At 64.6% G+C, this 20078-nt stretch carries 17 protein-coding genes; 8 read left to right on the top strand and 9 right to left on the bottom strand.

Features of this window, described 5'->3' with window-relative positions:
- Positions 1 to 110: 110 nt before the first annotated feature.
- The 7 genes from DTPSY_RS14775 (at position 111) to DTPSY_RS14745 (ending at position 6645) form a co-directional block, all read left to right on the top strand.
- The gene (locus DTPSY_RS14775; RefSeq protein WP_015914240.1) at positions 111 to 722 is read left to right on the top strand and encodes a hypothetical protein; all 612 of its coding nucleotides are present in this window, start codon (positions 111 to 113) and stop codon (positions 720 to 722) included.
- On the top strand, positions 719 to 1306 hold the full coding sequence (locus DTPSY_RS14770; RefSeq protein WP_015914239.1) for a TlpA disulfide reductase family protein: 588 nt from the start codon (positions 719 to 721) through the stop codon (positions 1304 to 1306). Before DTPSY_RS14775 ends, DTPSY_RS14770 begins: the two co-directional genes overlap by 4 nt.
- Positions 1307 to 1416: 110 nt before the next feature.
- Positions 1417 to 1881 (top strand): acetyl-CoA carboxylase biotin carboxyl carrier protein, encoded by a 465-nt coding sequence (accB, locus tag DTPSY_RS14765; RefSeq protein WP_011806734.1) that lies wholly within the window; start codon positions 1417 to 1419, stop codon positions 1879 to 1881.
- A 113-nt stretch (positions 1882 to 1994) separates the two neighbouring features.
- A complete protein-coding gene (accC, locus tag DTPSY_RS14760) occupies positions 1995 to 3344 on the top strand; it encodes an acetyl-CoA carboxylase biotin carboxylase subunit (protein WP_015914238.1) in 1350 nt (449 codons plus the stop codon).
- Between the two features lie 84 nt (positions 3345 to 3428).
- Positions 3429 to 4322 carry a 50S ribosomal protein L11 methyltransferase gene (gene prmA / locus DTPSY_RS14755; RefSeq protein ID WP_015914237.1) on the top strand — a complete coding sequence of 298 codons (894 nt, stop codon included), beginning with the start codon at positions 3429 to 3431 and terminating at the stop codon, positions 4320 to 4322.
- A 63-nt stretch (positions 4323 to 4385) separates the two neighbouring features.
- A complete protein-coding gene (locus DTPSY_RS14750; protein ID WP_015914236.1) occupies positions 4386 to 5723 on the top strand; it encodes a zinc-ribbon and DUF3426 domain-containing protein in 1338 nt (445 codons plus the stop codon).
- A gap of 25 nt (positions 5724 to 5748) precedes the next feature.
- Entirely contained in the window at positions 5749 to 6645 is an 897-nt protein-coding gene (locus tag DTPSY_RS14745; protein ID WP_015914235.1) for a carbohydrate kinase family protein, read from the top strand.
- Between the two features lie 96 nt (positions 6646 to 6741).
- On the opposite strand, the gene DTPSY_RS14740 is transcribed toward DTPSY_RS14745, so the two are convergent.
- From DTPSY_RS14740 to DTPSY_RS14705, 8 genes are all read right to left on the bottom strand, one after another.
- The gene (locus tag DTPSY_RS14740; protein ID WP_015914234.1) at positions 6742 to 7380 is read right to left on the bottom strand and encodes a hypothetical protein; all 639 of its coding nucleotides are present in this window, start codon (positions 7378 to 7380) and stop codon (positions 6742 to 6744) included.
- 180 nt (positions 7381 to 7560) lie between these two features.
- Entirely contained in the window at positions 7561 to 8751 is a 1191-nt protein-coding gene (locus DTPSY_RS14735; protein ID WP_011806728.1) for a ribonucleotide-diphosphate reductase subunit beta, read from the bottom strand.
- Positions 8752 to 8889: 138 nt separating this feature from the next.
- A complete protein-coding gene (locus DTPSY_RS14730) occupies positions 8890 to 11814 on the bottom strand; it encodes a ribonucleoside-diphosphate reductase subunit alpha (protein ID WP_015914233.1) in 2925 nt (974 codons plus the stop codon).
- Positions 11815 to 12170: 356 nt separating this feature from the next.
- Complete coding sequence (ampD, locus tag DTPSY_RS14725) at positions 12171 to 12770, bottom strand: 1,6-anhydro-N-acetylmuramyl-L-alanine amidase AmpD (RefSeq protein WP_015914232.1); 600 nt, start codon at positions 12768 to 12770, stop codon at positions 12171 to 12173.
- Positions 12751 to 14259: a sigma-54-dependent transcriptional regulator gene (locus tag DTPSY_RS14720; RefSeq protein WP_015914231.1), complete on the bottom strand. Its 1509-nt coding sequence runs from the start codon at positions 14257 to 14259 to the stop codon at positions 12751 to 12753. Before DTPSY_RS14720 ends, ampD begins: the two co-directional genes overlap by 20 nt.
- A gap of 15 nt (positions 14260 to 14274) precedes the next feature.
- Positions 14275 to 15975, bottom strand: a complete 1701-nt coding sequence (locus tag DTPSY_RS14715) for a sensor histidine kinase (RefSeq protein WP_015914230.1) — start codon at positions 15973 to 15975, stop codon at positions 14275 to 14277.
- A gap of 4 nt (positions 15976 to 15979) precedes the next feature.
- Positions 15980 to 16210, bottom strand: coding sequence for a PP0621 family protein (locus DTPSY_RS14710; protein WP_015914229.1), 231 nt, complete (start codon positions 16208 to 16210; stop codon positions 15980 to 15982).
- On the bottom strand, positions 16207 to 17007 hold the full coding sequence (locus tag DTPSY_RS14705) for a cytochrome C assembly family protein (RefSeq protein WP_015914228.1): 801 nt from the start codon (positions 17005 to 17007) through the stop codon (positions 16207 to 16209). Before DTPSY_RS14705 ends, DTPSY_RS14710 begins: the two co-directional genes overlap by 4 nt.
- 91 nt (positions 17008 to 17098) lie before the next feature.
- Here DTPSY_RS14705 and ffh point away from each other — a divergent pair, with 91 nt between their 5' ends.
- Complete coding sequence (gene ffh / locus DTPSY_RS14700) at positions 17099 to 18478, top strand: signal recognition particle protein (protein ID WP_015914227.1); 1380 nt, start codon at positions 17099 to 17101, stop codon at positions 18476 to 18478.
- A 122-nt stretch (positions 18479 to 18600) separates the two neighbouring features.
- Here the strand turns inward: ffh and miaB are convergent, their stop codons facing one another.
- Entirely contained in the window at positions 18601 to 19947 is a 1347-nt protein-coding gene (gene miaB, locus DTPSY_RS14695; protein ID WP_015914226.1) for a tRNA (N6-isopentenyl adenosine(37)-C2)-methylthiotransferase MiaB, read from the bottom strand.
- Between the last annotated feature and the right edge of the window lie 131 nt (positions 19948 to 20078).

Here is a 20078-nt window from a genome sequence, read left to right as displayed (position 1 = left end):
CGGATTCATGGTGCATTGCCCCTGCGGCGGGTGCGCCGTCACGGTTGCGTCAACGGTATTGCGGGGCATTGGGGCGACAATGGACGCCCTGCGTTCTGGACCGTGCCGCCATGCAAAACGCCCTTGCCATCGAAATCGCCAATGCCGCAGCCCGCCTGGTGGTCGAGGAGGGGCTGGAGTGGGGGGCGGCCAAGCGCCGCGCGGTCAAGGAGTTGGGGCTGCCCCAGCGCACGCCGCTGCCCGACAACGACCTCGTCGAGGACGCCGTGCGGGAGTACATCGGCCTGTTTTGCGCCGATACCCAACCCTCCGAATTGCGGGCGCTGCGCGAATTGGCGCTGGTGTGGATGCAACGCATGCAGGACTTCCGCCCCTACCTGGGCGGTGCGGTCTGGCACGGCACGGCCACACGGCTGTCCGACATCTACCTGGCGCTGTTCTGCGACGATCCCAAATCGGCCGAGATTGCCCTCATCGACCACCATGTGAATTACGAGCCGCGCACCGTCATGGGTTTCCGGGGCGAGCCGGTCGATGCTTTGAGTCTGAGCAGCCGATCCGCCGCGTTGCACGAAGAGATCGGCGTGCATCTGCTGATCTATGACCTGGACGACCTGCGTGGCGCGCTGCGCCCCGACGCCCGGGGGCGCGCCCCCCGGGGCGATCTGCAAGCCGTGCGCCGGTTGCTGCAGGAAATGCCTACTCCCACCCAGTCTTCATGAACGAACCCACTCTTTCCTCTTCGGCGTCTGCCGATTCCGCAAAGGCGCCGAGCGCCCATCCGCTCCGCCGCCGCCGCTGGCTGCTGGTGGGGGCCGGTGCCCTTGCCGCCCTGGGGGGCGCGGGGCTGGCGACCTGGCGGCTGCGGCCGGGCCCGGTGCAGGAGGGCGTGTCCGACGCCGTCTGGGGCGCGCAGTTTGAAGGCCCGGCGGGCGAAGTGCTGTCCCTGGCCGCCTTGAGGGGTCGGCCGTTACTGCTGAATTTCTGGGCCACCTGGTGCCCCCCGTGCGTGGAAGAACTGCCGCTGCTCAATGCCTTTTATGGGGAACACCGCGCCAAAGGGTGGCAGGTTGTGGGCTTGGCGATTGATCAGCCTTCCAACGTGCGCAAATTTTTGGAGCGCATGCCTCTCGATTTCCCAATCGCCTTGGGGGGGCTGGGCGGCACCGACCTGGCACGCGGGCTGGGCAACGAAAAGGGCGGGCTGCCCTTTACCGTACTGTTTGGCGCAAATGGCAGCATTTTGAAGCGTAAAATGGGCCAACTGACGGCGCAGGATCTCCAAGGTTGGTCCACAACGTTGTGAGCGCCTGTGTTTCCTCAATGGAGATGGTGGCAATTGGGGTCGTTTCGGTGAAATAGTCCGAAATTAGGGTAAATTCGCTCCCCATTCCGTTTCTAGCCGTTGGAGCCCCCATGGATTTGCGAAAACTCAAGACCCTCATCGATCTGGTCTCCGAGTCGAATGTTTCTGAACTCGAGATCACCGAAGCCGAGGGCAAGGTCCGCATCGTGAAGAGCGGCGGGGCCGTGGTGCAGCAGTTCGTCGCCGCTCCCGTCCAAACCCCCATGGCCGCCGCGCCCGTAGCGGCCGCGCCCACCGCGCCCGTCGCTGAATTGCCTGCCCCCGCGGCGGCGGCCCCTTCTGGCCATATCGTCAAGTCGCCCATGGTGGGTACGTTCTATCGCGCGTCCAGCCCGGGCGCGAAGCCGTTTGTCGAGGTGGGCAGCAAGGTCAAGGAAGGTGACACGGTGTGCATCGTCGAAGCCATGAAGATCCTGAACGAGATCGAGGCCGACAAGTCCGGCACGGTGACCCGCATCCTGGGTGAGAACGGGCAGGCGGTGGAATACGGGCAGCCGCTGTTCGTCATCGAGTAAGCCGCGCATGAGCGCTTCAGCCCCCGCCGCATGCGCTCGTTGCGCATGCATGGCAGCACCAGGCGCTGGCGCGGGTTTTTGTCTGCATGCGGCCTTGAGCCGCGAGGCCAACCATGTTTAAGAAGATTTTGGTCGCCAATCGCGGCGAGATTGCCCTGCGAATCCAGCGTGCCTGCCACGAACTGGGCGTGAAGGCCGTGATGGTCTATTCCGAGGCCGACCGCGACGCCAAATATGTCAAGCTGGCGGAGGAGGCCGTGTGCATCGGCCCCGCGCCCTCGCCGCTGTCCTACCTCAACATGCCTGCCATCATTTCGGCGGCCGAGGTGACGGACGCCGAGGCCATTCACCCGGGGTATGGCTTCCTGTCGGAAAACGCCGATTTCGCCGAACGGGTGGAAAAGAGCGGGTTCCAGTTCATCGGCCCGACGCCCGACTCCATCCGCATGATGGGTGACAAGGTGTCGGCCAAGCAGGCCATGATCCGCGCGGGCGTACCCTGCGTGCCGGGCTCCGATGGCGAGTTGCCGGATGATCCGGTGCAGATCCGCCGCATTGCCAAGAGCATCGGTTACCCGGTCATCATCAAGGCCGCTGGCGGTGGTGGCGGCCGTGGCATGCGGGTGGTGCACACCGAGGCGGCGCTGGTCAACGCGGTGCAGATGACCAAGGCTGAGGCGCAGGCCGCCTTTGGCAACCCGGCCGTGTACATGGAGAAATTCCTCCAGAACCCGCGCCATATTGAGATCCAGATACTGGCCGACAAGTACCGCAATGCCGTGTACTTGGGTGAGCGCGACTGCTCCATGCAGCGTCGCCACCAGAAGGTGATCGAGGAAGCGCCGGCACCGGGTATTCCGCGCAAGCTGATCGAGAAGATTGGCGAACGCTGCGTGGCCGCCTGCAAGAAGATCGGCTACCGCGGTGCGGGTACGTTCGAGTTCCTGTACGAGAACGGCGAGTTCTACTTCATCGAGATGAACACCCGCGTGCAGGTGGAGCACCCGGTGACCGAGTGGATCACGGGCGTGGACATCGTGCGTACGCAAATCATGGTGGCTGCGGGCGAAAAACTGCCGTTCACTCAGCGCCAGGTTCAGATCCAAGGCCATGCGATCGAATGCCGGGTGAACGCCGAGGACCCCTACAAGTTCATCCCGTCGCCGGGGCGCATCACGATGTGGCACGCGCCTGGCGGCCCGGGCGTGCGCGTGGACTCGCACGCCTATACGAACTACTACGTGCCGCCGAATTACGACTCCATGATCGGCAAGATCATCGTGCACGGCGATACGCGCGAGCAAGCCCTGGCGCGCATGCGCACGGCACTGTCGGAAACGGTGATCGAAGGCATCAATACCAACGTGGCGCTGCACCGCGAACTCATGGTGGACGCCAAGTTCGTAGCGGGCGGCACCAACATCCACTACCTGGAGGAGTGGCTGTCGCAGCGCCAGCGCTGATCGCTAGTACTTATGACCTGCCCGCTGGCATCCGGAAACGGATGCCAGCTTTTTTCATGGATCGCGTGCAAGGAGGCTGATCCCATGTTCGAGCTGAACCTGTTGTGTCCCGAGGAACGGGTGGAGACCGTGAGCGACGCGCTCGATGCGCTGGAAGCCTTGAGCGTGTCCGTGGAAGATGCCGACGCGCACACCGATGCCGAGCAGGCGCTTTTTGGGGAACCTGGCATGCCGGCCCCGCGTGAGGGTTGGCAGCGTAGCCGCATCACTGCCCTGTTTCCTACGCAAGAGGCGGCCGAGGAGGCGCGGCAGCTGCTGCAGGCGCAGGACTTCTTCGAGGGCTGCATCGTGCAGGGGGTGAGTGCCGTGCAAGAGCAGGACTGGGTCCGGCTCACGCAATCCCAGTTCGCGCCGGTGGACATCACGCCCGATTTCTGGATCGTGCCGACGTGGCACGAGATGCCTGCGGCTGCGCGCCGCAGCATCCGCCTGGATCCGGGGCTGGCCTTTGGCACTGGAACCCACCCAACCACGCGCATGTGCCTGCGCTGGATTGCCAAACATGGCGACGCGGCCGGGCAGGCGCTGGGGCGCGTGCTCGACTATGGCTGCGGCTCCGGCATCCTGGCGATCGGCGCCGCGAAATTTGGCGCCACAGAGATCGACGCGGTGGACATTGACACGGCAGCCGTGGAATCCACGCGACAAAATGCGCAAGCCAACGGCGTGCAGGTGAACGCGGGTCTGCCCGAGCGGGCGCAAGGGCAATACCAGACCGTGTTGGCGAATATTCTGGCGACGCCGCTGAAGGTGCTGGCGCCCTTGCTCAGCGGCCATGTTGCGCAGGGCGGGCACCTTGTGCTGGCCGGCATCCTGGAGCGGCAGGCGGAGGAGCTGCAGGAGGCCTATGCGCCGTGGCTGCAGCTGCAGGTGTCGGACCGTGAGGATGGCTGGATCCTGATGACCGCGCGTCGCTAACCGCGCGTCGCGGACCGCGCGGGCTGCGCGGGGTCGTAGAGGGGCCCCTACAATCCACAGCCGATGAGCCAGATCACCCGCTGCCCCCACTGCTCCACCACCTTTCGGGTGGTTGCCGATCAGCTGCGGATATCGGAAGGCTGGGTGCGATGCGGGCACTGCAAGGAAGTGTTCGATGCATCGCAGCACTTGCAGGTGCAGGAGGCGGAGCCGTTGCTTTCCGACCTGCTTCTGGATGCGCTCAAGCCTCCGCCACAGCCCGTCGGTAAAGCCTCGGAAGGCATTCAGGTCTGGGGCAGTGCGCGGCATGTGGAGGCTCCAACATCGCTTGCGCCGGACCCGGTGATGTCTGCAGCGGCCGCGTGTGCACCGCAGGAAGTGGTTCCCGCGGTGGATGAAGGCCTGCGTACGGAAAGCGAACCTCCACCATGGGTTCCCCCACCGCCCCCGGTCCCCGCCTTTCTGCTGGCGAATCCGGAGGGCGCAGCGCCTGCAAAGACGTCGAAAGCAATGGCCGCGCCCCCGGTGGATGCCGATGCGGCGCCCCTCTCTCCAGCCGCGCGCGATATTCCCGCCCCGCCAGTCCATACGCTCCCGCAGGGTTACGAGTTACCGGCGGCGCCTCTTGAGGACGATGCGGAATCGGAGGAACCCAGCAGCCACGAATCCGCGGAAGCCCCTGCCGTTCTGGTTTCACCGATGCCCACAGAGGAGGGGGGCACGTCCGCTACGGGGAGGGCCGCGCAGGAGACCATCGAATCACCAGAGATGGCGCCCAGCCCGGCTGAACCGCTGGAGTCCCTGGCGCCATCGGAGGATGCAGGCGCGCCATCGCTGGCACGGGAAGAAGGACATGCCGACGACCGCACGGATCCCGTCATTGAACCCGGCTTCGTGAAGGCTGCGCGGCGCAACGCGTTCTGGCGCAGGCCCTCCGTGCGTGTGGGCCTGTTCTTGGTCGGCTTGACGTTGGTGGTGGCCTTGCTTCTCCAAATAGCCATCCAGGAAAGGGACGACATCGCATCGCGTCATCCCGTGGCCCGCGCCTGGATGGAACGACTGTGCGGGCGCTTGCAGTGCGTGCTGCAACCTCCACGGCACATCACGGCCGTGGTCATCGACAGCTCATCGTTTTTGAAGGCGCGTCACGACCCGTCCGGGTACCAGTTGCAGATGAGCGTGAAGAATACGTCGACCCAGGCCGTTGCGATGCCGGCGCTGGAACTCACGCTGACAGATGCGCAAGACCAGCCGATTGTGCGGCGCGTATTGCTGCGTGACGAACTGGGGGCCCCCCTGGAATTGGCACCAGGTTTCGTGTGGAGCGGTGCACTGCCGTTGCAGGTGATCCAGGGCGCTGCGCAGGTGGCCGGCTATCGGCTGGTGGCCTTCTATCCCTGATTTTTTACTCTTGAGCTTTGACCCTATGGCTGCGCTGATTTGCGGTTCCCTGGCCTTCGACACCATCATGACGTTCGATGGGCGTTTTGCAGAGCAAATATTGCCCGAGCAACTGCATATCCTGAATGTGTCGTTTCTCGTTCCCACATTGCGCCGCGACTTTGGAGGATGCGCTGGCAATATCGCATACAGCCTCAAGCTGTTGGGAGGCAACCCGCTGCCCATGGCCATGCTGGGCGCTGATGGCGGCGAATACTTGGCGCGACTGCAGCAACTCGGCGTCGACACCCGCTTTGTCGGCCGCGTGGAGGATACATACACCGCCCAGGCGATGATCATGACCGATCGGGACAACAACCAGATCACGGCGTTCCACCCCGGTGCCATGATGCAGGCCCACCTGCACCGCATCCCGCCCGGGGCGGGTGCGCACGTGGGCATCATCGCGCCGGATGGCCGTGAGGCCATGCTGCAGCACGCGGCGCAATTCGTCGAGGCGGGCATTCCGTTCGTGTTCGATCCGGGACAGGGGTTGCCCATGTTCGATGGCGCAGACCTGCATCGATTCATCGAGCAGGCGAGCTGGATCGCCGTCAATGATTACGAAGGCAAGATGTTGTGCGACCGTACGGGCTGGAGCCTGGCAGAGATCTCGCATCGGGTCCGCGGCCTGATCGTCACACTGGGAGCACAGGGATGTGAAATTTGGGAACAGGGTGTCAGGACGCATGTTCCCCCTGTGCAACCGGCGCAGGTGGTGGACCCCACGGGCTGCGGGGATGCCTGGCGTGGCGGTTTGCTCTACGGCCTAGAGAAGGGGTGGACCCTGGCACGTTGCGCTCAGTTGGGCAACCGGCTGGGCGCGCTCAAGATCGCGCAACGCGGCCCGCAGAATTACCAGCTGGACTTTCAACCTGACTGAGCGAGCGCCGGGATTGAAGCAGCGTTTCTGACTGCAGCTTTGCCATAAAAAAACCCGGTGCAAGCACCGGGTCGTAGGCTGGACTGTCCCGTAGCCTTATGGCTTGCCACCCGTAGGGAAGGGCCATGCGGCTTGCGGGTTCAGCGTTGTTTGCGCGACAGGAGCGGGCGTTGCGGCAGGAGCCTTAGCCTTCTTCGCGGGCGCGGCTACCTTCTTGGCGGGTGCTGCCTTCTTGGCTGCTACAGCCTTTTTGGCAGGAGCGGCTGCCTTCTTGGCGGGTGCTGCCTTCTTGGCTGCTACAGCCTTTTTGGCAGGAGCGGCTGCCTTCTTGGCGGGTGCTGCCTTCTTGGCTGCTACAGCCTTTTTGGCAGGAGCGGCTGCCTTCTTGGCGGGTGCTGCCTTCTTGGCTGCTACGGCCTTTTTGGCAGGAGCGGCTGCCTTCTTGGCGGGTGCTGCCTTCTTGGCTGCTACGGCCTTTTTGGCAGGAGCGGCTGCCTTCTTGGCGGGTGCTACCTTCTTGGCTGCTACGGCCTTTTTGGCAGGAGCGGCTGCCTTCTTGGCGGGCGCTGCCTTCTTGGCTGCTACGGCCTTTTTGGCAGGAGCGGCTGCCTTCTTGGCGGGCGCTGCCTTCTTGGCTGCTACGGCCTTTTTGGCAGGAGCGGCTGCCTTCTTGGCTGGAGCCGTCTTCTTAGCGGGAGCTGCTTTCTTTGCAGCGGGTTTCTTCGCAGTTGCCATCATTTTCTCCTTGGGTCGATTTGCAAAGAGCACCCCACGCCTGCATTGGGCGTGGAGCGATCCATGGCGACGACTGAATATGCGTCACCACGAATGCGGAAACGCCCCAAGGCCGCAGCGCCGAACGGTGCTGTGTGCGCGGAGCGTGATTGAAAAGTCATGGCCTGGTCTACGAAGATGTCAGTCCCAGGACAAGGCGCCGCCCGACTGGTACTCGATGACGCGCGTCTCGAAGAAGTTGCGTTCCTTCTTCAGATCAATCATCTCGCTCATCCAGGGGAATGGATTCTCTTCATTCGGAAAGAGCGCTTCCAGCCCGATCTGTGTGGCGCGGCGGTTCGCGATGTAGCGCAGGTAGCCTTTGAACATGGAGGCGTTCATACCCAGCACGCCACGCGGCATGGTGTCTTCGGCATAACGGTATTCCAGTTCCACTGCCTTGATGAACAGGGCCTTGATCTCGTCCTTGAACTCGGCCGTCCACAGATGTGGGTTTTCGAGCTTGAGCTGGTTGATCAGGTCGATGCCGAAGTTGCAGTGCATGGACTCGTCGCGCAGGATGTACTGGTACTGCTCGGCAGCGCCGGTCATCTTGTTCTGGCGGCCGAGTGCCAGGATTTGCGTGAAACCCACGTAGAAGAACAGACCTTCCATCAGGCAGGCAAAAACGATCAGCGACTTGAGTAGTGTCTGGTCGCTCTCGGGTGTGCCGGTCGTGAAGCGCGGATCCATGATCGCTTCGATGAAGGGGATCAGGAACTCGTCCTTGTCGCGAATGGACTGGACCTCGTTGTAGGCGTTGAAAATCTCGCCTTCGTCCAAGCCCAGAGACTCCACGATGTACTGGTACGCATGGGTGTGGATGGCTTCCTCGAACGCCTGGCGCAACAGAAACTGCCGGCATTCCGGCGCCGTGATGTGGCGGTAGGTGCCCAGCACGATGTTGTTGGCGGCCAGCGAGTCGGCCGTGACGAAGAAGCCCAGGTTGCGCTTGACGATGCGCCGTTCGTCCTCGGTCAGGCCGTTCGGGTCCTTCCAGAGTGCGATGTCCCGCGTCATGTTCACTTCCTGCGGCATCCAGTGGTTGGCGCAGGTGGCGAGGTATTTCTCCCACGCCCACTTGTACTTGAACGGCACCAGCTGGTTGACGTCGGTCTGGCCATTGATGATGCGTTTGTCGACCGCAGACACGCGGCGGTGTTGGGGTGCTGCAGACGCGGTAGGGGCAGTGCGCGTCGAAGTGCTGGCGACGGACTGCAACACGGGTGCTTGGAAACCGTTTGGCGGAGGCTCCACAGGGCGGTCGTTGGAGTGACTGCCGTCCAAAAGTTTTTGCGATGAGGGCTTGACTTCGTCGTCCCAGGTGAGCATAGGTTTTCCAGTGGTCGGATTATGGAAGCAGTGCTTCAAAATGAAAAGCACCGAAGCGTTGCCAGGCGTGATCTGTTGCTTCACGACACATGCGAACGAGGCGACGATGTGTCGCGCTGCGCCCGCATGCGCACGGCATTACTGGCAGGCTTCGCAGCCGGGGTCGTCAATGGCGCAGAACTTCACGTCGGTCGCAGGGATGGCAGCAGCCTGCGCCTGCGCCTGCGCTGCGGCCACGGCAGCGTTCAGTGCCGAGCTTGGTGCCATCGTTCCCTCCCCCGTGTCGCTTGCGCCGGACGCGACGGCATTGAGCTGGCGTGTGTTCACGGTACTCATCTCCACATGCGTCGCGCTCTGCGTGCGCAGGTAGTAAGTGGTCTTCAGACCGCGTATCCACGCAAGCTTGTATGTCTCGTCGAGCTTCTTGCCTGAGGCGCCGGCCATATAGATGTTCAGGCTCTGCGCCTGGTCGATCCATTTCTGTCGACGCGCCGCCGCTTCGACGAGCCAGGTGGGAGCGACTTCAAAGGCCGTGGCATACAGTGCCTTGACGGTGAGGGGAACGCGGTCGATCGCGTGCAGCGACCCCTTGAAGTGCTTGAGGTCCATGAGCATCACGTCGTCCCACAGGCCCAGCTGCTTCAGGTCGCGCACCAGGTACTGGTTGATGACCGTGAACTCTCCCGAGAGGTTGGATTTGACGGAGAGATTGCCGAAGGAGGGCTCGATGGAGGCGTCCACGCCAACGATGTTAGAGATGGTGGCTGTGGGCGCAATGGCGATGCAGTTGGAGTTGCGCATGCCGTCTTGCGCGATCTTGGCGCGCAGCATGTCCCAGTCCAGACGGGTCGTACGGTCCACCTCCACGTACCCGCCACGTTCCTGCTCCAGCAACTGCAGTGAATCCAGCGGCAGGATGCCCTGGGACCACAGAGAACCCTGGTAACTGGAGTATTGGCCCCGTTCTTGGGCGAGATCGGTTGAGGCCCAGTAGGCGTAATAGCACAGAGCCTCCATGGAGGTATCGGCAAACTCCACTGCGGCGTCGCTTGCGTAGGGGATGCGCAGTTCATACAGCGCGTCCTGGAACCCCATCAGGCCCAGGCCGACGGGGCGGTGGCGCAGGTTGGAGTCCTTGGCCTTCTGTACGGCGTAGTAGTTGATGTCAATCACGTTGTCCAGCATGCGCATGGCCGTGCTCACGGTTTTGCGCAGCTTGTCGTGGTCGATGCCTCCGTCCTTGAGATGGCGCGCGAGGTTCACCGATCCCAGGTTGCACACGGCCGTCTCGGCATCGCTGGTGTTGAGCGTGATCTCGGTACAGAGATTGGAACTGTGCACTACGCCTACATGCTGCTGAGGAGAGCGGATGTTGCACGGGTCCTTGAAGGTGATCCAGGGATGGCCGGTCTCGAACAGCATGGACAGCATCTTGCGCCACAGGTCGACGGCCGGTACGCGTTTGAACAGAGGCAGCTCGCCGCTCTCGGCCTTGGCCTCGTAGGCGATGTAGGCTTTCTCGAAGGCCTGTCCGTACAGGTCGTGCAGGTCAGGGACATCCGAGGGGGAAAACAGTGTCCACAGGCCCTTTTCCATTACGCGTTTCATGAACAGGTCGGGAATCCAGTTGGCCGTGTTCATGTCGTGTGTGCGTCGCCGGTCGTCGCCGGTGTTCTTGCGCAGCTCCAGGAATTCTTCGATGTCCAGGTGCCAGCTTTCCAAGTAGGTGCAGACGGCACCCTTGCGCTTGCCGCCCTGGTTCACGGCCACGGCCGTGTCGTTGACCACCTTGAGGAACGGCACCACGCCTTGCGACTCGCCGTTCGTGCCCTTGATGCGTGCACCGAGGGCGCGTACGCGTGTCCAGTCGTTACCCAGGCCGCCCGCGAACTTGGACAGCAGGGCGTTTTCCTTGATGGATTCGTAGATGCCCTCCAGCTCGTCGGGCACCGTCGTCAGGTAGCAGCTGGACAGCTGCGAGCGCAATGTCCCGCTGTTGAACAGCGTGGGCGTGCTGCTCATGAAATCGAAGGAGCTGAGCAGTTCGTAGAACTCGATGGCGCGGGCGTTGCGGTCGTCCTCGCGCAGCGCCAGGCCCATGGCCACGCGCATAAAAAAGGACTGAGGCAGCTCGATGCGCGTTTTGCGCACATGCAGGAAGTAGCGGTCGTACAGCGTCTGTAGGCCAAGATAGTCGAACTGCAGGTCGCGCTCGGCCTTCAGTGCGCTTCCCAGGCGCTGCAGGTCGAATTCCATCAGGCGCGGGTCGAGCAACTCGTTGTCCACGCCCTGGCGGATGAACTGTGGAAAATTCTCGGCGTAGGCCAGGGCCATGTTGGCGGGATTCACGTCGCGGCCTAACACCTCGCGCACGATGGTGTGCAGCAACAGTCGTGCCGTCGCGTAGGTGTAGCCGGGATCTTTCTCAATCAGGGTGCGCGCCGCGAGGATGGATGCCTTGTACACCTCGTCCATGGGTACGCCGTCGTACAGGTTGCGCATGGTCTCCGCAATGATGGGCGCGGCCTGGACGTCCGATCCCAGGCCCGTGCATGCGGCTTCCACCAGGCTCTGCAGGCGCAGAATGTCAAGCTCCACGCGCTGACCTTGGTCCTGTACATACAGGGCCGGCATCTGGGGTAGCAGTTGTTCCTTCTTCTGTGCGCGTTCTTGCGCGCGGCGCTCGCGGTAGAGCACGTAGGCGCGTGCCACCTCATGATGGCTGCCTCGCATCAGGCCCAGCTCCACCTGGTCCTGCACGTCCTCAATGTGGAACGTTCCTCCCGCGGGGCGCGAGCGCATCAGCGCGCGCACGACTGCCTGGGTCAGCTGATCCACCACTTCGCGCACGCTCGCCGAGGCTGCTCCCTGTGCCCCGTGAACGGCCAGGAATGCTTTCATCATCGCCACGGCGATTTTTTGCGGCTCGAAGGGCACCACGGCGCCGTTGCGGCGGATGATCTGGTAGTGCATCAGTGGATGGGCCCCAGTCGGCGTGGCCGACGGGGTGGCCCGTGCAGGCGATGGGGTGTCAACAGGAACGGATAGGGGCGCAGCGTGCATGGAGGTCCTCGGAGGTGTTCGGAGAAATGGCCAGGCGGACGGGCAGTCACCTTCGGCCGGCGAAACGGCGGCTTAGACTGTCGCCGCACACTATATCTAGTGTGTCTTGATGGTTCAAGACACTAGGGGTAGTGTATCCCCGTAAGAGGCTGGCGAGATCGTTTCGTCGTGATTGAACGCCTGGGCCTTCTACTGCCGTCGCAGCCCCCGTAGGATCAGGCCCGCATCCGACGGCTTGAGCCATGGTGCGGCCTGCTGGCCGATCTTGCGCGCAAACGCGCGTGCAACTTCATCCTGAGCAGTGAAGGCGAGGCGAAGGCGCAAAGTGCGGCAATGCGTCCGGGTGCCTGGGGGGATCAACACCCTGGCGGAAAAAGAACACCCGTGCCGGCGAAGGCTCCACGAAGTACACGCCAGTCAAACCCAGGGCCTGGGTCGTGTTTGCGTTCAGGGGCGATGTGCTCATGCCCTGCGATGTAGCGCACGGGGTAGCGCTGCCGCAGCGCCTTGCAAAGGGTCACAAGGGTGGCGTACTGCGCCTGCTCGAAGCTCCCACCTTCCAGCCCCTCGAGCTCAACGCCGATCGAGTCGTCGTTGCAGGCATCGCGCCCCCGGTAGTGGGAACGGCCCGCGTGCCAGGCGCGTCGGCCCACGTCCACGAACTGCCACAGCACACCTGCGCGCGTGATGAAGAAATGCGTCGACACTTCCAGGCCGCGAATCTGCTGGAAATAAGGATGGGCGTCCCAGTCCAGCCGGTTCATGAAAAGCCGGTGCACATGACCCCCGCCAAACTCTCCGGGGGGAAGGCTGATGGAATGCACCACGATGAGGTCCACGCTGGCCTGCGGGGGACGTGGCCCGTGGTTGGGCGAGTCCATGCGTCTCGCATTCGCGTACCAGCCGCCGTGCCAGGCAGGCCGCCGGGCCGCAGGCTCAGGGCTGCGCGTCGCCATGGCTGTCGCCGTCTTGCGGTACCTCGATGTGCAGCCGGGCAATCCGGTAACGGATCTGGCGCAGGCTGATGCCCAGGCGGGCTGCGGTGGCCGTGCGGTTGAAACCCGCCTCGCGCAGGGCGCGCACGAGTATTTCCCGTTCCTGCTGGTCGAGCCAAGCTTGCAGATCGTTGGGCAGGGGCATGCCTTCGTTGATGCCGGACCAACGAGGGGGCGCGTGCGGCTCAGCGGGCTGCGCGATGGCTGGTGCGGACGGTACGGGCTGCGGTAGGGGTGGCGGTGCCTCCACGGTGGGGGCTGGCGCGCCTTCAACGTGCAGCTCATGGCCATCGCTGAGGGCTACCGCGCGATGCAGCAGGTTTTCCAGCTCGCGCACATTGCCGGTGAGCGGGTGCTGTGCGATGCACCGCAGCGCTTCTTCCGTCAGGCGGGGAACGGCCACCCCCGACTCTTGCTCGATACGGGCCAGCAAGGCCTCGCACAGCGCGGGCAGGTCCTCTCGCCGCTCGCGCAACGGTGGGATCAGCAGTTCGATGACATTCAGCCGGTAATACAGATCCTGGCGGAAGCGCCCCGCCTGCACGTCGGCGGCCAGGTCTCGGTGCGTGGCGCTGACGATGCGCACGTCCACGGCCTCTTCCTGCGTGGAGCCCAGGGGCCGTACCGTGCGCTCCTGGATCGCACGCAGCAGTTTGGATTGCATGGGCAGCGGCAGGTCGCCAATTTCGTCAAGGAACAGCGTGCCTCCACGGGCGGCCTGGAAGTAGCCCTCCCGGTCGTGCGTAGAGCCGGTGTAGGAACCCTTGCGCGCGCCAAAGAACTCTGCCTCCAGCAGGTTCTCGGGAATCGCGCCGCAGTTGACGGCGATCAGCGGGCCTTCGGAGCGCTGGCTGCTGGCGTGCAGCGCGCGGGCCACCAGTTCCTTGCCCGTGCCTGACTCGCCACGCACCAGCACGGGGGCCATGCTGCGCGCCACCTTGGCGATGCGCTGCTTCACATTGCGCATGGCTTCGGAGTCGCCGATCAGGCGATCCAGCACAGGATCTTGCATGTCCGGCCACTGCGTGACGTTGCGTGCGCCGGGGCGGGTGGCTTTGGGCGCCGCCAGTACGGCGCCAATACCCTGCACCGCCGAAGCCACCACGGCACGGAATTGCTTCAGGTCCACGGGCTTGGTCAGGTAGTCGAACGCGCCCGCGCGCAGCGCCTCCACCGCGTTCTCGGCGGATCCATAGGCCGTCATGACCACGCAGCGTTCACGCCGCTGCTGGCTGCGCAGGTCGTGCAGCAAGTCCATGCCGAAGCCGTCGGGCAGCCGCATGTCGGTGATCACGACGTCGAACTTCTGCGTCTGCAGCTGTTGGCGCGCGTCGTCCACGCTGGCGGCGGTCTCCACGCGGTAGCCTTCGCGCAGCAGGGTCAGCTCATAGAGGGTGCGCAGATCGGGTTCGTCATCAACGACAAGAATGGAGGCGGTGGATGCATTCATGGTCTGTGGGCCGTGTCAGACCACGATTGTGTCAAACAGTGATGCGCTGTCCGCAGGGCGCGAAAGGCTGCGAAAGGTCACAGTGAAGGCGTTTCCCGCCACCTCGCCGCGCGCCAGGCTGCGTGTGGTGCGCTGATGGCCGATCGCCGCCCCGTGGCGCTGGCACAGCTCGCGGCAGATGTACAAGCCCAGCCCGCTGGAGCGGCTTTCGGATGAGAAGAAAGGCTCGAACAGATGCCGCTCCACCGATTTGTCCAGCGGTGCGCCATCGCTCCACACCTGCACGCCGGCCTTCCCGCCGGGGGTGGCGCGCGTCGCGAGGCACAGCGAGTCGGGTTCGGGCCCTTTGTAGCGCAATGCGTTGTCCAGCAGGTTCACCAGCACGCGCCGCAGGTGCTCGGCGTCGAACTCCACCTGCGCCGCGCCCGCGTCCAGTACCAATTGCCCCTGCCGGCGTGCGGGGTCCTGCGCCGTCCAGTCGTTCCACACCTGCTGCACGGTGGCATCCAGTGCCACGGTGGAGGAGCTGGCCTGGTTGATCTGGTGCTGCACGCGCGCAATGTCCAGTACGTCTTCCGTGATGCGCACCAGCCGGTCGGCGTTTTGGCGCACCATGTGTGTCAGGCGCTTCTGTGTGGGGTCGTCCAGGTCTTCGTCCAGCAGTTCGTTGGCCTGCACGATCGCTGCCAGCGGGTTGCGGATCTCATGTGCCACGGCGGCCGACATGCGCCCCATGGCGGCCAGCTTCTCGGTGCGCAGGCGCGCTTCCATTTCGCGCAGGTCGTGCAGGAACATCACGCACAGCGGCTCCCCCGGAGAGTCGTCCGGGGCGTCCTGCGTGTGGGTGAGCCATGCGCGCACGCGCAGGGCCATGGGGATCTGGCCATCGTGCAGGACGTTGACATCGGCATGCTGGGGACGCTCCATCTGGAAAGTGGCGCACGCCAGATCCATGAGGGGTTTGAAGGCCGCCGTGTGCGTGAGCGTCAGGGAGGAATCTCCGGAGATCTTGTGGCCGAGCATCAGCAACGCCGCAGGGTTGGCCAGGCGGACCTGGCCATGCAGGTCCAGCACCAGCACGCCATCGGCCACGTGCTGCATCACCAGGGCACTGACCGCGCGGTGGGTGCGCGCATCCATCTGGCTGCGCCGGGCCATCTGCTGCTCGCTGGTGAGCTTGGCGGCCAGCAGGTGCACCAGATAGGCGACGATGAAGTAGCCGGTGCCTGTTAATGCCGCCTGCAGGTAGCGCTGCGTGCCGTCTCCGGCGCCGCCGTATGTGCCCAGCCACCAGGCCCAGGCCAGCAGCAGCAGCGTGGCGCCGGCCGTGGTTGCCAGAGCCAGTGTCAAGGATCCCAGCACGCCTGCCATCAGGACCGGAAGCCCGAACAACGGCGTGAAATTCAAGCCGCCCGACTGCTGCAGCGCCTGCAGCACGCTGACCAGCAACAGATCCAGCCCGATGGACGGCAACCACTGGATGCCGGGGCGCGGGTCGGGCACCGCGCCGTGTCCCCACACCCGCAGCGCCACCGTGGCCACCAGGTAGCCCAGGCAGATGCTGAACAGCAGCGGTTCGCCGGCCTGGTTGAGTGCAATGCCCAGCAACTGCAGCAGCAGCAGCGCCAGCGCCACCATCACGCGCGCTGTGAGGAAGGCATTCCACAGGCGATGAAAGGGCAGGGGAGAGGCGGCGGCTGCCAGCTTGGAGGGCATCGGCTCAGGCGGGCCCACGGTCCCGGTGGGCGGTGCTGCAGTACATATGCGCCCCCCCGGGCACGGCATCGCCACGTGGCAGGTGCACGCCGCAGTGGGCGCAGCGCACCATGTCCTGTGGCGGAGCGATGGACGGGCGCTGGGTGTTGCCTTGCCGCGGCGCAGACGCACGGCGCTGCGCGCGCCACACTGCGTAGACCACGGCCAGCACAGCGAACAGGACCAGGTATTTCATGCCGCCCGCCCCAGCACCACTTCCATCACGAAGCGCGAGCCCACGTAGGCCAGCAGCAGCAGTGCCGTGCCTGCATACAGCACGCGCACGGCGCTGCGGCCGCGCCAGCCAAAGCGCGAGCGGCCCAGCAGCAGCACTGCGAAGGTGATCCAGGCCAGCAGCGAGAACACGGCCTTGTGGTCCCACAGCCAGGCGCGGCCGTAGAGCTGCTCGCTGAACAGCCAGCCCGCCACCAGCGTGGCCGAGAGCAGCACAAAGCCCGCCGTCACGAAGCGGAACGTGAGCCGCTCCAGCGTCAGCAGCGGCATGCCGCTGTGCGAATCGGCAGCCAGGCGCATCTGGCGCTCGGCACGGCTCATGAGCCAGGCGTGCACCACCGCTGCGGCAAACAGGCCATAGCAGGCAATGCCCAGCGTGAGGTGCAGCGGCAGCCAGGGCGAGGCGGATACGTGCAGTGGCCGGCCCGGAAACAGCGCTGCCACCAACACGGCCGCGCCGCCCAGCGCGCACAGCACCCAGCGCGCGCGCATCTGCGGAAACAGCTGCCGCTCAACGGCGTAGGTGGTCAGTACCAGCCAGGCCGTCATCGACAGGGCGGCGGCAAAGCCGAAATGCGGCGTGCTGCCCAGCAGGCCCCAGACCAGCGCGGCGCCATGCAGCGTCCAGGCAGGGGCCATGATGGCCAGTTGGCCGCGGCCTGTGGCGGTGCGCGGCGCCAGGGCCGCCGCCAGCGCGTAGGCGGCCGCGGTGGCCAGGGCGAGCAGCCAGCCGAGCGGGGAAGCACTGGGTAAAATCATGGGTTCGCAGTTTAGCCTTTCGCCCCTGGTCGTCGGGGCTGTGCCATCGGCCGGCATTACGCCCGGGCCGGTGCATCTGGAGCATTTGGCCATGGCCTCCGCACTCACCGAAAAACTCACCCGTCTCGTCAAGGAGATGCGCGGCCAGGCCCGCATCACCGAAGCCAACGTGCAGGACATGCTGCGCGAGGTGCGCATGGCCCTGCTGGAGGCCGACGTGGCGCTGCCTGTGGTGCGCGACTTCATCGCCCGCGTGAAGGAAAAAGCCCTGGGCCAGGAGGTACTGGGCAGCCTGAAGCCCGGCCAGGCGCTGGTGGGCATCGTGAACAAGGAACTGGCCGCGACCATGGGCGAGGGCGTGGCCGACATCAACCTCAACGCGCAGCCGCCGGCGGTGATCCTGATGGCCGGCCTGCAGGGCGCGGGCAAGACCACCACCACGGCCAAGCTGGCCAAGCACCTGATCGAAAAGCGCAAGAAGAAGGTGCTGACCGTCTCGGGCGACGTGTACCGCCCCGCCGCCATCGAGCAGCTCAAGACCGTGACCAAGCAGGCCGGCGCCGAGTGGTTCCCCAGCACGCCCGACCAGAAGCCGAGCGACATCGCCCTTGGAGCGCTGGACTACGCCAAGAAGCACTTCTTCGACGTGCTGCTGGTAGACACGGCCGGCCGCCTGGCCATCGACGAGGTGCTGATGCAGGAAATCAAGGACCTGCATGCCGTGCTGAACCCGGTGGAGACGCTGTTTGTCGTCGATGCCATGCAGGGCCAGGACGCGGTGAACACCGCCAAGGCTTTCAAGGAAGCGCTGCCGCTCACGGGCATCGTGCTCACAAAATTGGACGGTGACTCGCGCGGCGGTGCGGCGCTGTCGGTGCGCCAGGTGACGGGCGCGCCGATCAAGTTTGCCGGCGTTTCCGAAAAGATCGACGGCCTGGAGGTGTTCGACGCCGAGCGCCACGCGGGCCGCATCCTGGGCATGGGCGACATCGTCGCGCTGGTCGAGCAGGTCACGGCCGGCGTGGACATGGAGGCGGCGCAAAAGCTCGCCGCCAAGGTCAAGAGCGGCGACGGGTTCGATCTGAACGACTTCCTGGCCCAGTTGCAGCAGATGAAGCAGATGGGCGGCCTGTCCAGCCTCATGGACAAGCTGCCCGCGCAGCTCACGGCCAAGGCAGGTCAGGTGGACATGGACAAGGCCGAGCGCGACATCCGCCGCAAGGAGGGCATCATCTGCAGCATGACGGCGCTGGAGCGCCGCAAGCCCGAGCTCATCAAGGCCACACGCAAGAAGCGCATCGCCCAGGGCGCCGGCGTGCAGGTGCAGGAGGTCAACCGCCTGCTCAACGAGTTCGAGCAGATGCAGGGCATGATGAAAAAGATGAAGGGCGGCGGCCTCATGAAGCTCATGAAGAAGATGGGCGGCATGAAGGGCGGCCTGCCGGGCATGGGAGGCATGCCGCGGTTCTGAACAGGGGAGCGGTGACCGCTCCTATAAATAGAGCTGCTTGCGCTGGTATTTCAAGGATTTCAGGTGGAAAACCATCTGAAATCTAGGAATGGCAAGCGCTGGTAGCTATGGTTTTTTGATGATTATCCGGCCGCGGTCGTGATCTCGCCCGTCACCACCTCGCCGCGCAGCGTGTAGGTACGCGCCTCGGTGATCTTCACGTCGATCATCTGGCCGATCAGCCGCTCGTGGCCGGGGAAGTTGACGACGCGGTTGCACTCCGTGCGGCCCATCAGCTCGCTGCCGTCGCGCTTGGACACGCCCTCCACCAGCAGACGCTGCACCGTGCCCACGCGCTCCTGGCTGATCTCCAGGATGTTGCGGTTGATCACGGCCTGCAGTTCCTGCAGGCGGCGCAGTTTCACCTCATGCGGCGTGTCGTCGTGCAGGTTGGCGGCGGGCGTGCCGGGGCGCGGGCTGAAGATGAAGCTGAAGGAATTGTCGAAGCGCACATCGTCGATCAGCTTCATCATCTTCTGGAAGTCTTCCTCGGTCTCGCCCGGGAAGCCCACGATGAAGTCGCTGCTCATCGCCATGTCGGGGCGGATGGCGCGCAGCTTGCGGATGGTGCTCTTGTATTCCATGGCCGTGTAGCCGCGCTTCATGGCCATGAGGATGCGGTCGCTGCCGTGCTGCACGGGCAGGTGCAGGTGGCTCACCAGCTTCGGGATCTTGGCGTAGGCCTCGATCAGGCGCGGCGTGAACTCGTTGGGATGGCTGGTGGTGAAGCGGATGCGCTCGATACCGGGGATCTCGGCCACGTACTCCAGCAGCAGCGCAAAGTCGGCTTTCTCCGCGGTGTCGCCCATGGCGCCCAGATAGGCGTTCACGTTCTGGCCCAGCAGCGTGACTTCGCGCACGCCCTGGTCGGCCAGGCCGGCGACTTCCACCAACACGTCCTCGAACGGGCGGCTGACCTCTTCGCCGCGCGTGTAGGGCACCACGCAGTAGCTGCAGTACTTGGAGCAGCCTTCCATGATCGAAACGAACGCGCTGGCGCCCTCCACGCGCGCGGGCGGCAGGTGGTCGAACTTCTCGATCTCAGGGAAGGAAATATCCACCTGCGGCCTGGCCTTGGCGGCACGGGCGTTGAGCAGATCGGGCAGGCGGTGCAGCGTCTGCGGGCCGAAGACCACGTCCACGAACGGGGCGCGCTTGATGATCTCCTCGCCCTCTTGGCTGGCCACGCAGCCGCCCACGCCGATGAGCACGCCCTTGTCCTTGAGGTGCTTGACGCGGCCGAGGTCGCTGAACACCTTCTCCTGCGCTTTCTCGCGCACCGAGCAGGTGTTGAACAGGATCAGGTCGGCTTGCTCCGGGTCGTCGGTGGGCTCATAGCCCTGGGCGGCGCCCAGCACATCGGCCATCTTGTCCGAGTCGTACTCGTTCATTTGGCAGCCGAAGGTCTTGATGAAAACTTTCTTGGACATGGCTTGTGTCTCTTTAATCTCGCGAAAGACCAGCCGCCGCGGCGCAGGCGGCAGCGGGGCGGTTGCGGGCTGGCCAGCGGGGCCGGCGAAACGCGAACGCGCGCCGGGCTTCAGCGCGGTGGATCAGCGCG

This window comes from [Acidovorax] ebreus TPSY, assembly GCF_000022305.1.
Lineage (GTDB): Bacteria > Pseudomonadota > Gammaproteobacteria > Burkholderiales > Burkholderiaceae_C > Diaphorobacter > Diaphorobacter nitroreducens.
The sequence above is the reverse complement of the archived record's forward strand: the minus strand, read 5'-3'. Positions and strand labels throughout refer to the sequence as shown.

Excerpts from the sequence above, each read along its gene's own strand:
- DTPSY_RS14775 (WP_015914240.1), top strand. The coding sequence starts at position 111 with ATGCAAAACGCCCTTGCCATCGAAATCGCCAATGCCGCAGCCCGCCTG.
- DTPSY_RS14770 (WP_015914239.1), top strand. The coding sequence starts at position 719 with ATGAACGAACCCACTCTTTCCTCTTCGGCGTCTGCCGATTCCGCAAAG.
- accB (WP_011806734.1), top strand. The coding sequence starts at position 1,417 with ATGGATTTGCGAAAACTCAAGACCCTCATCGATCTGGTCTCCGAGTCG.
- accC (WP_015914238.1), top strand. The coding sequence starts at position 1,995 with ATGTTTAAGAAGATTTTGGTCGCCAATCGCGGCGAGATTGCCCTGCGA.
- prmA (WP_015914237.1), top strand. The coding sequence starts at position 3,429 with ATGTTCGAGCTGAACCTGTTGTGTCCCGAGGAACGGGTGGAGACCGTG.
- DTPSY_RS14750 (WP_015914236.1), top strand. The coding sequence starts at position 4,386 with ATGAGCCAGATCACCCGCTGCCCCCACTGCTCCACCACCTTTCGGGTG.
- DTPSY_RS14745 (WP_015914235.1), top strand. The coding sequence starts at position 5,749 with ATGGCTGCGCTGATTTGCGGTTCCCTGGCCTTCGACACCATCATGACG.
- DTPSY_RS14740 (WP_015914234.1), bottom strand. The coding sequence starts at position 7,380 with ATGGCAACTGCGAAGAAACCCGCTGCAAAGAAAGCAGCTCCCGCTAAG.
- DTPSY_RS14735 (WP_011806728.1), bottom strand. The coding sequence starts at position 8,751 with ATGCTCACCTGGGACGACGAAGTCAAGCCCTCATCGCAAAAACTTTTG.
- DTPSY_RS14730 (WP_015914233.1), bottom strand. The coding sequence starts at position 11,814 with ATGCACGCTGCGCCCCTATCCGTTCCTGTTGACACCCCATCGCCTGCA.
- ampD (WP_015914232.1), bottom strand. The coding sequence starts at position 12,770 with ATGGCGACGCGCAGCCCTGAGCCTGCGGCCCGGCGGCCTGCCTGGCAC.
- DTPSY_RS14720 (WP_015914231.1), bottom strand. The coding sequence starts at position 14,259 with ATGAATGCATCCACCGCCTCCATTCTTGTCGTTGATGACGAACCCGAT.
- DTPSY_RS14715 (WP_015914230.1), bottom strand. The coding sequence starts at position 15,975 with ATGCCCTCCAAGCTGGCAGCCGCCGCCTCTCCCCTGCCCTTTCATCGC.
- DTPSY_RS14710 (WP_015914229.1), bottom strand. The coding sequence starts at position 16,210 with ATGAAATACCTGGTCCTGTTCGCTGTGCTGGCCGTGGTCTACGCAGTG.
- DTPSY_RS14705 (WP_015914228.1), bottom strand. The coding sequence starts at position 17,007 with ATGATTTTACCCAGTGCTTCCCCGCTCGGCTGGCTGCTCGCCCTGGCC.
- ffh (WP_015914227.1), top strand. The coding sequence starts at position 17,099 with ATGGCCTCCGCACTCACCGAAAAACTCACCCGTCTCGTCAAGGAGATG.
- miaB (WP_015914226.1), bottom strand. The coding sequence starts at position 19,947 with ATGTCCAAGAAAGTTTTCATCAAGACCTTCGGCTGCCAAATGAACGAG.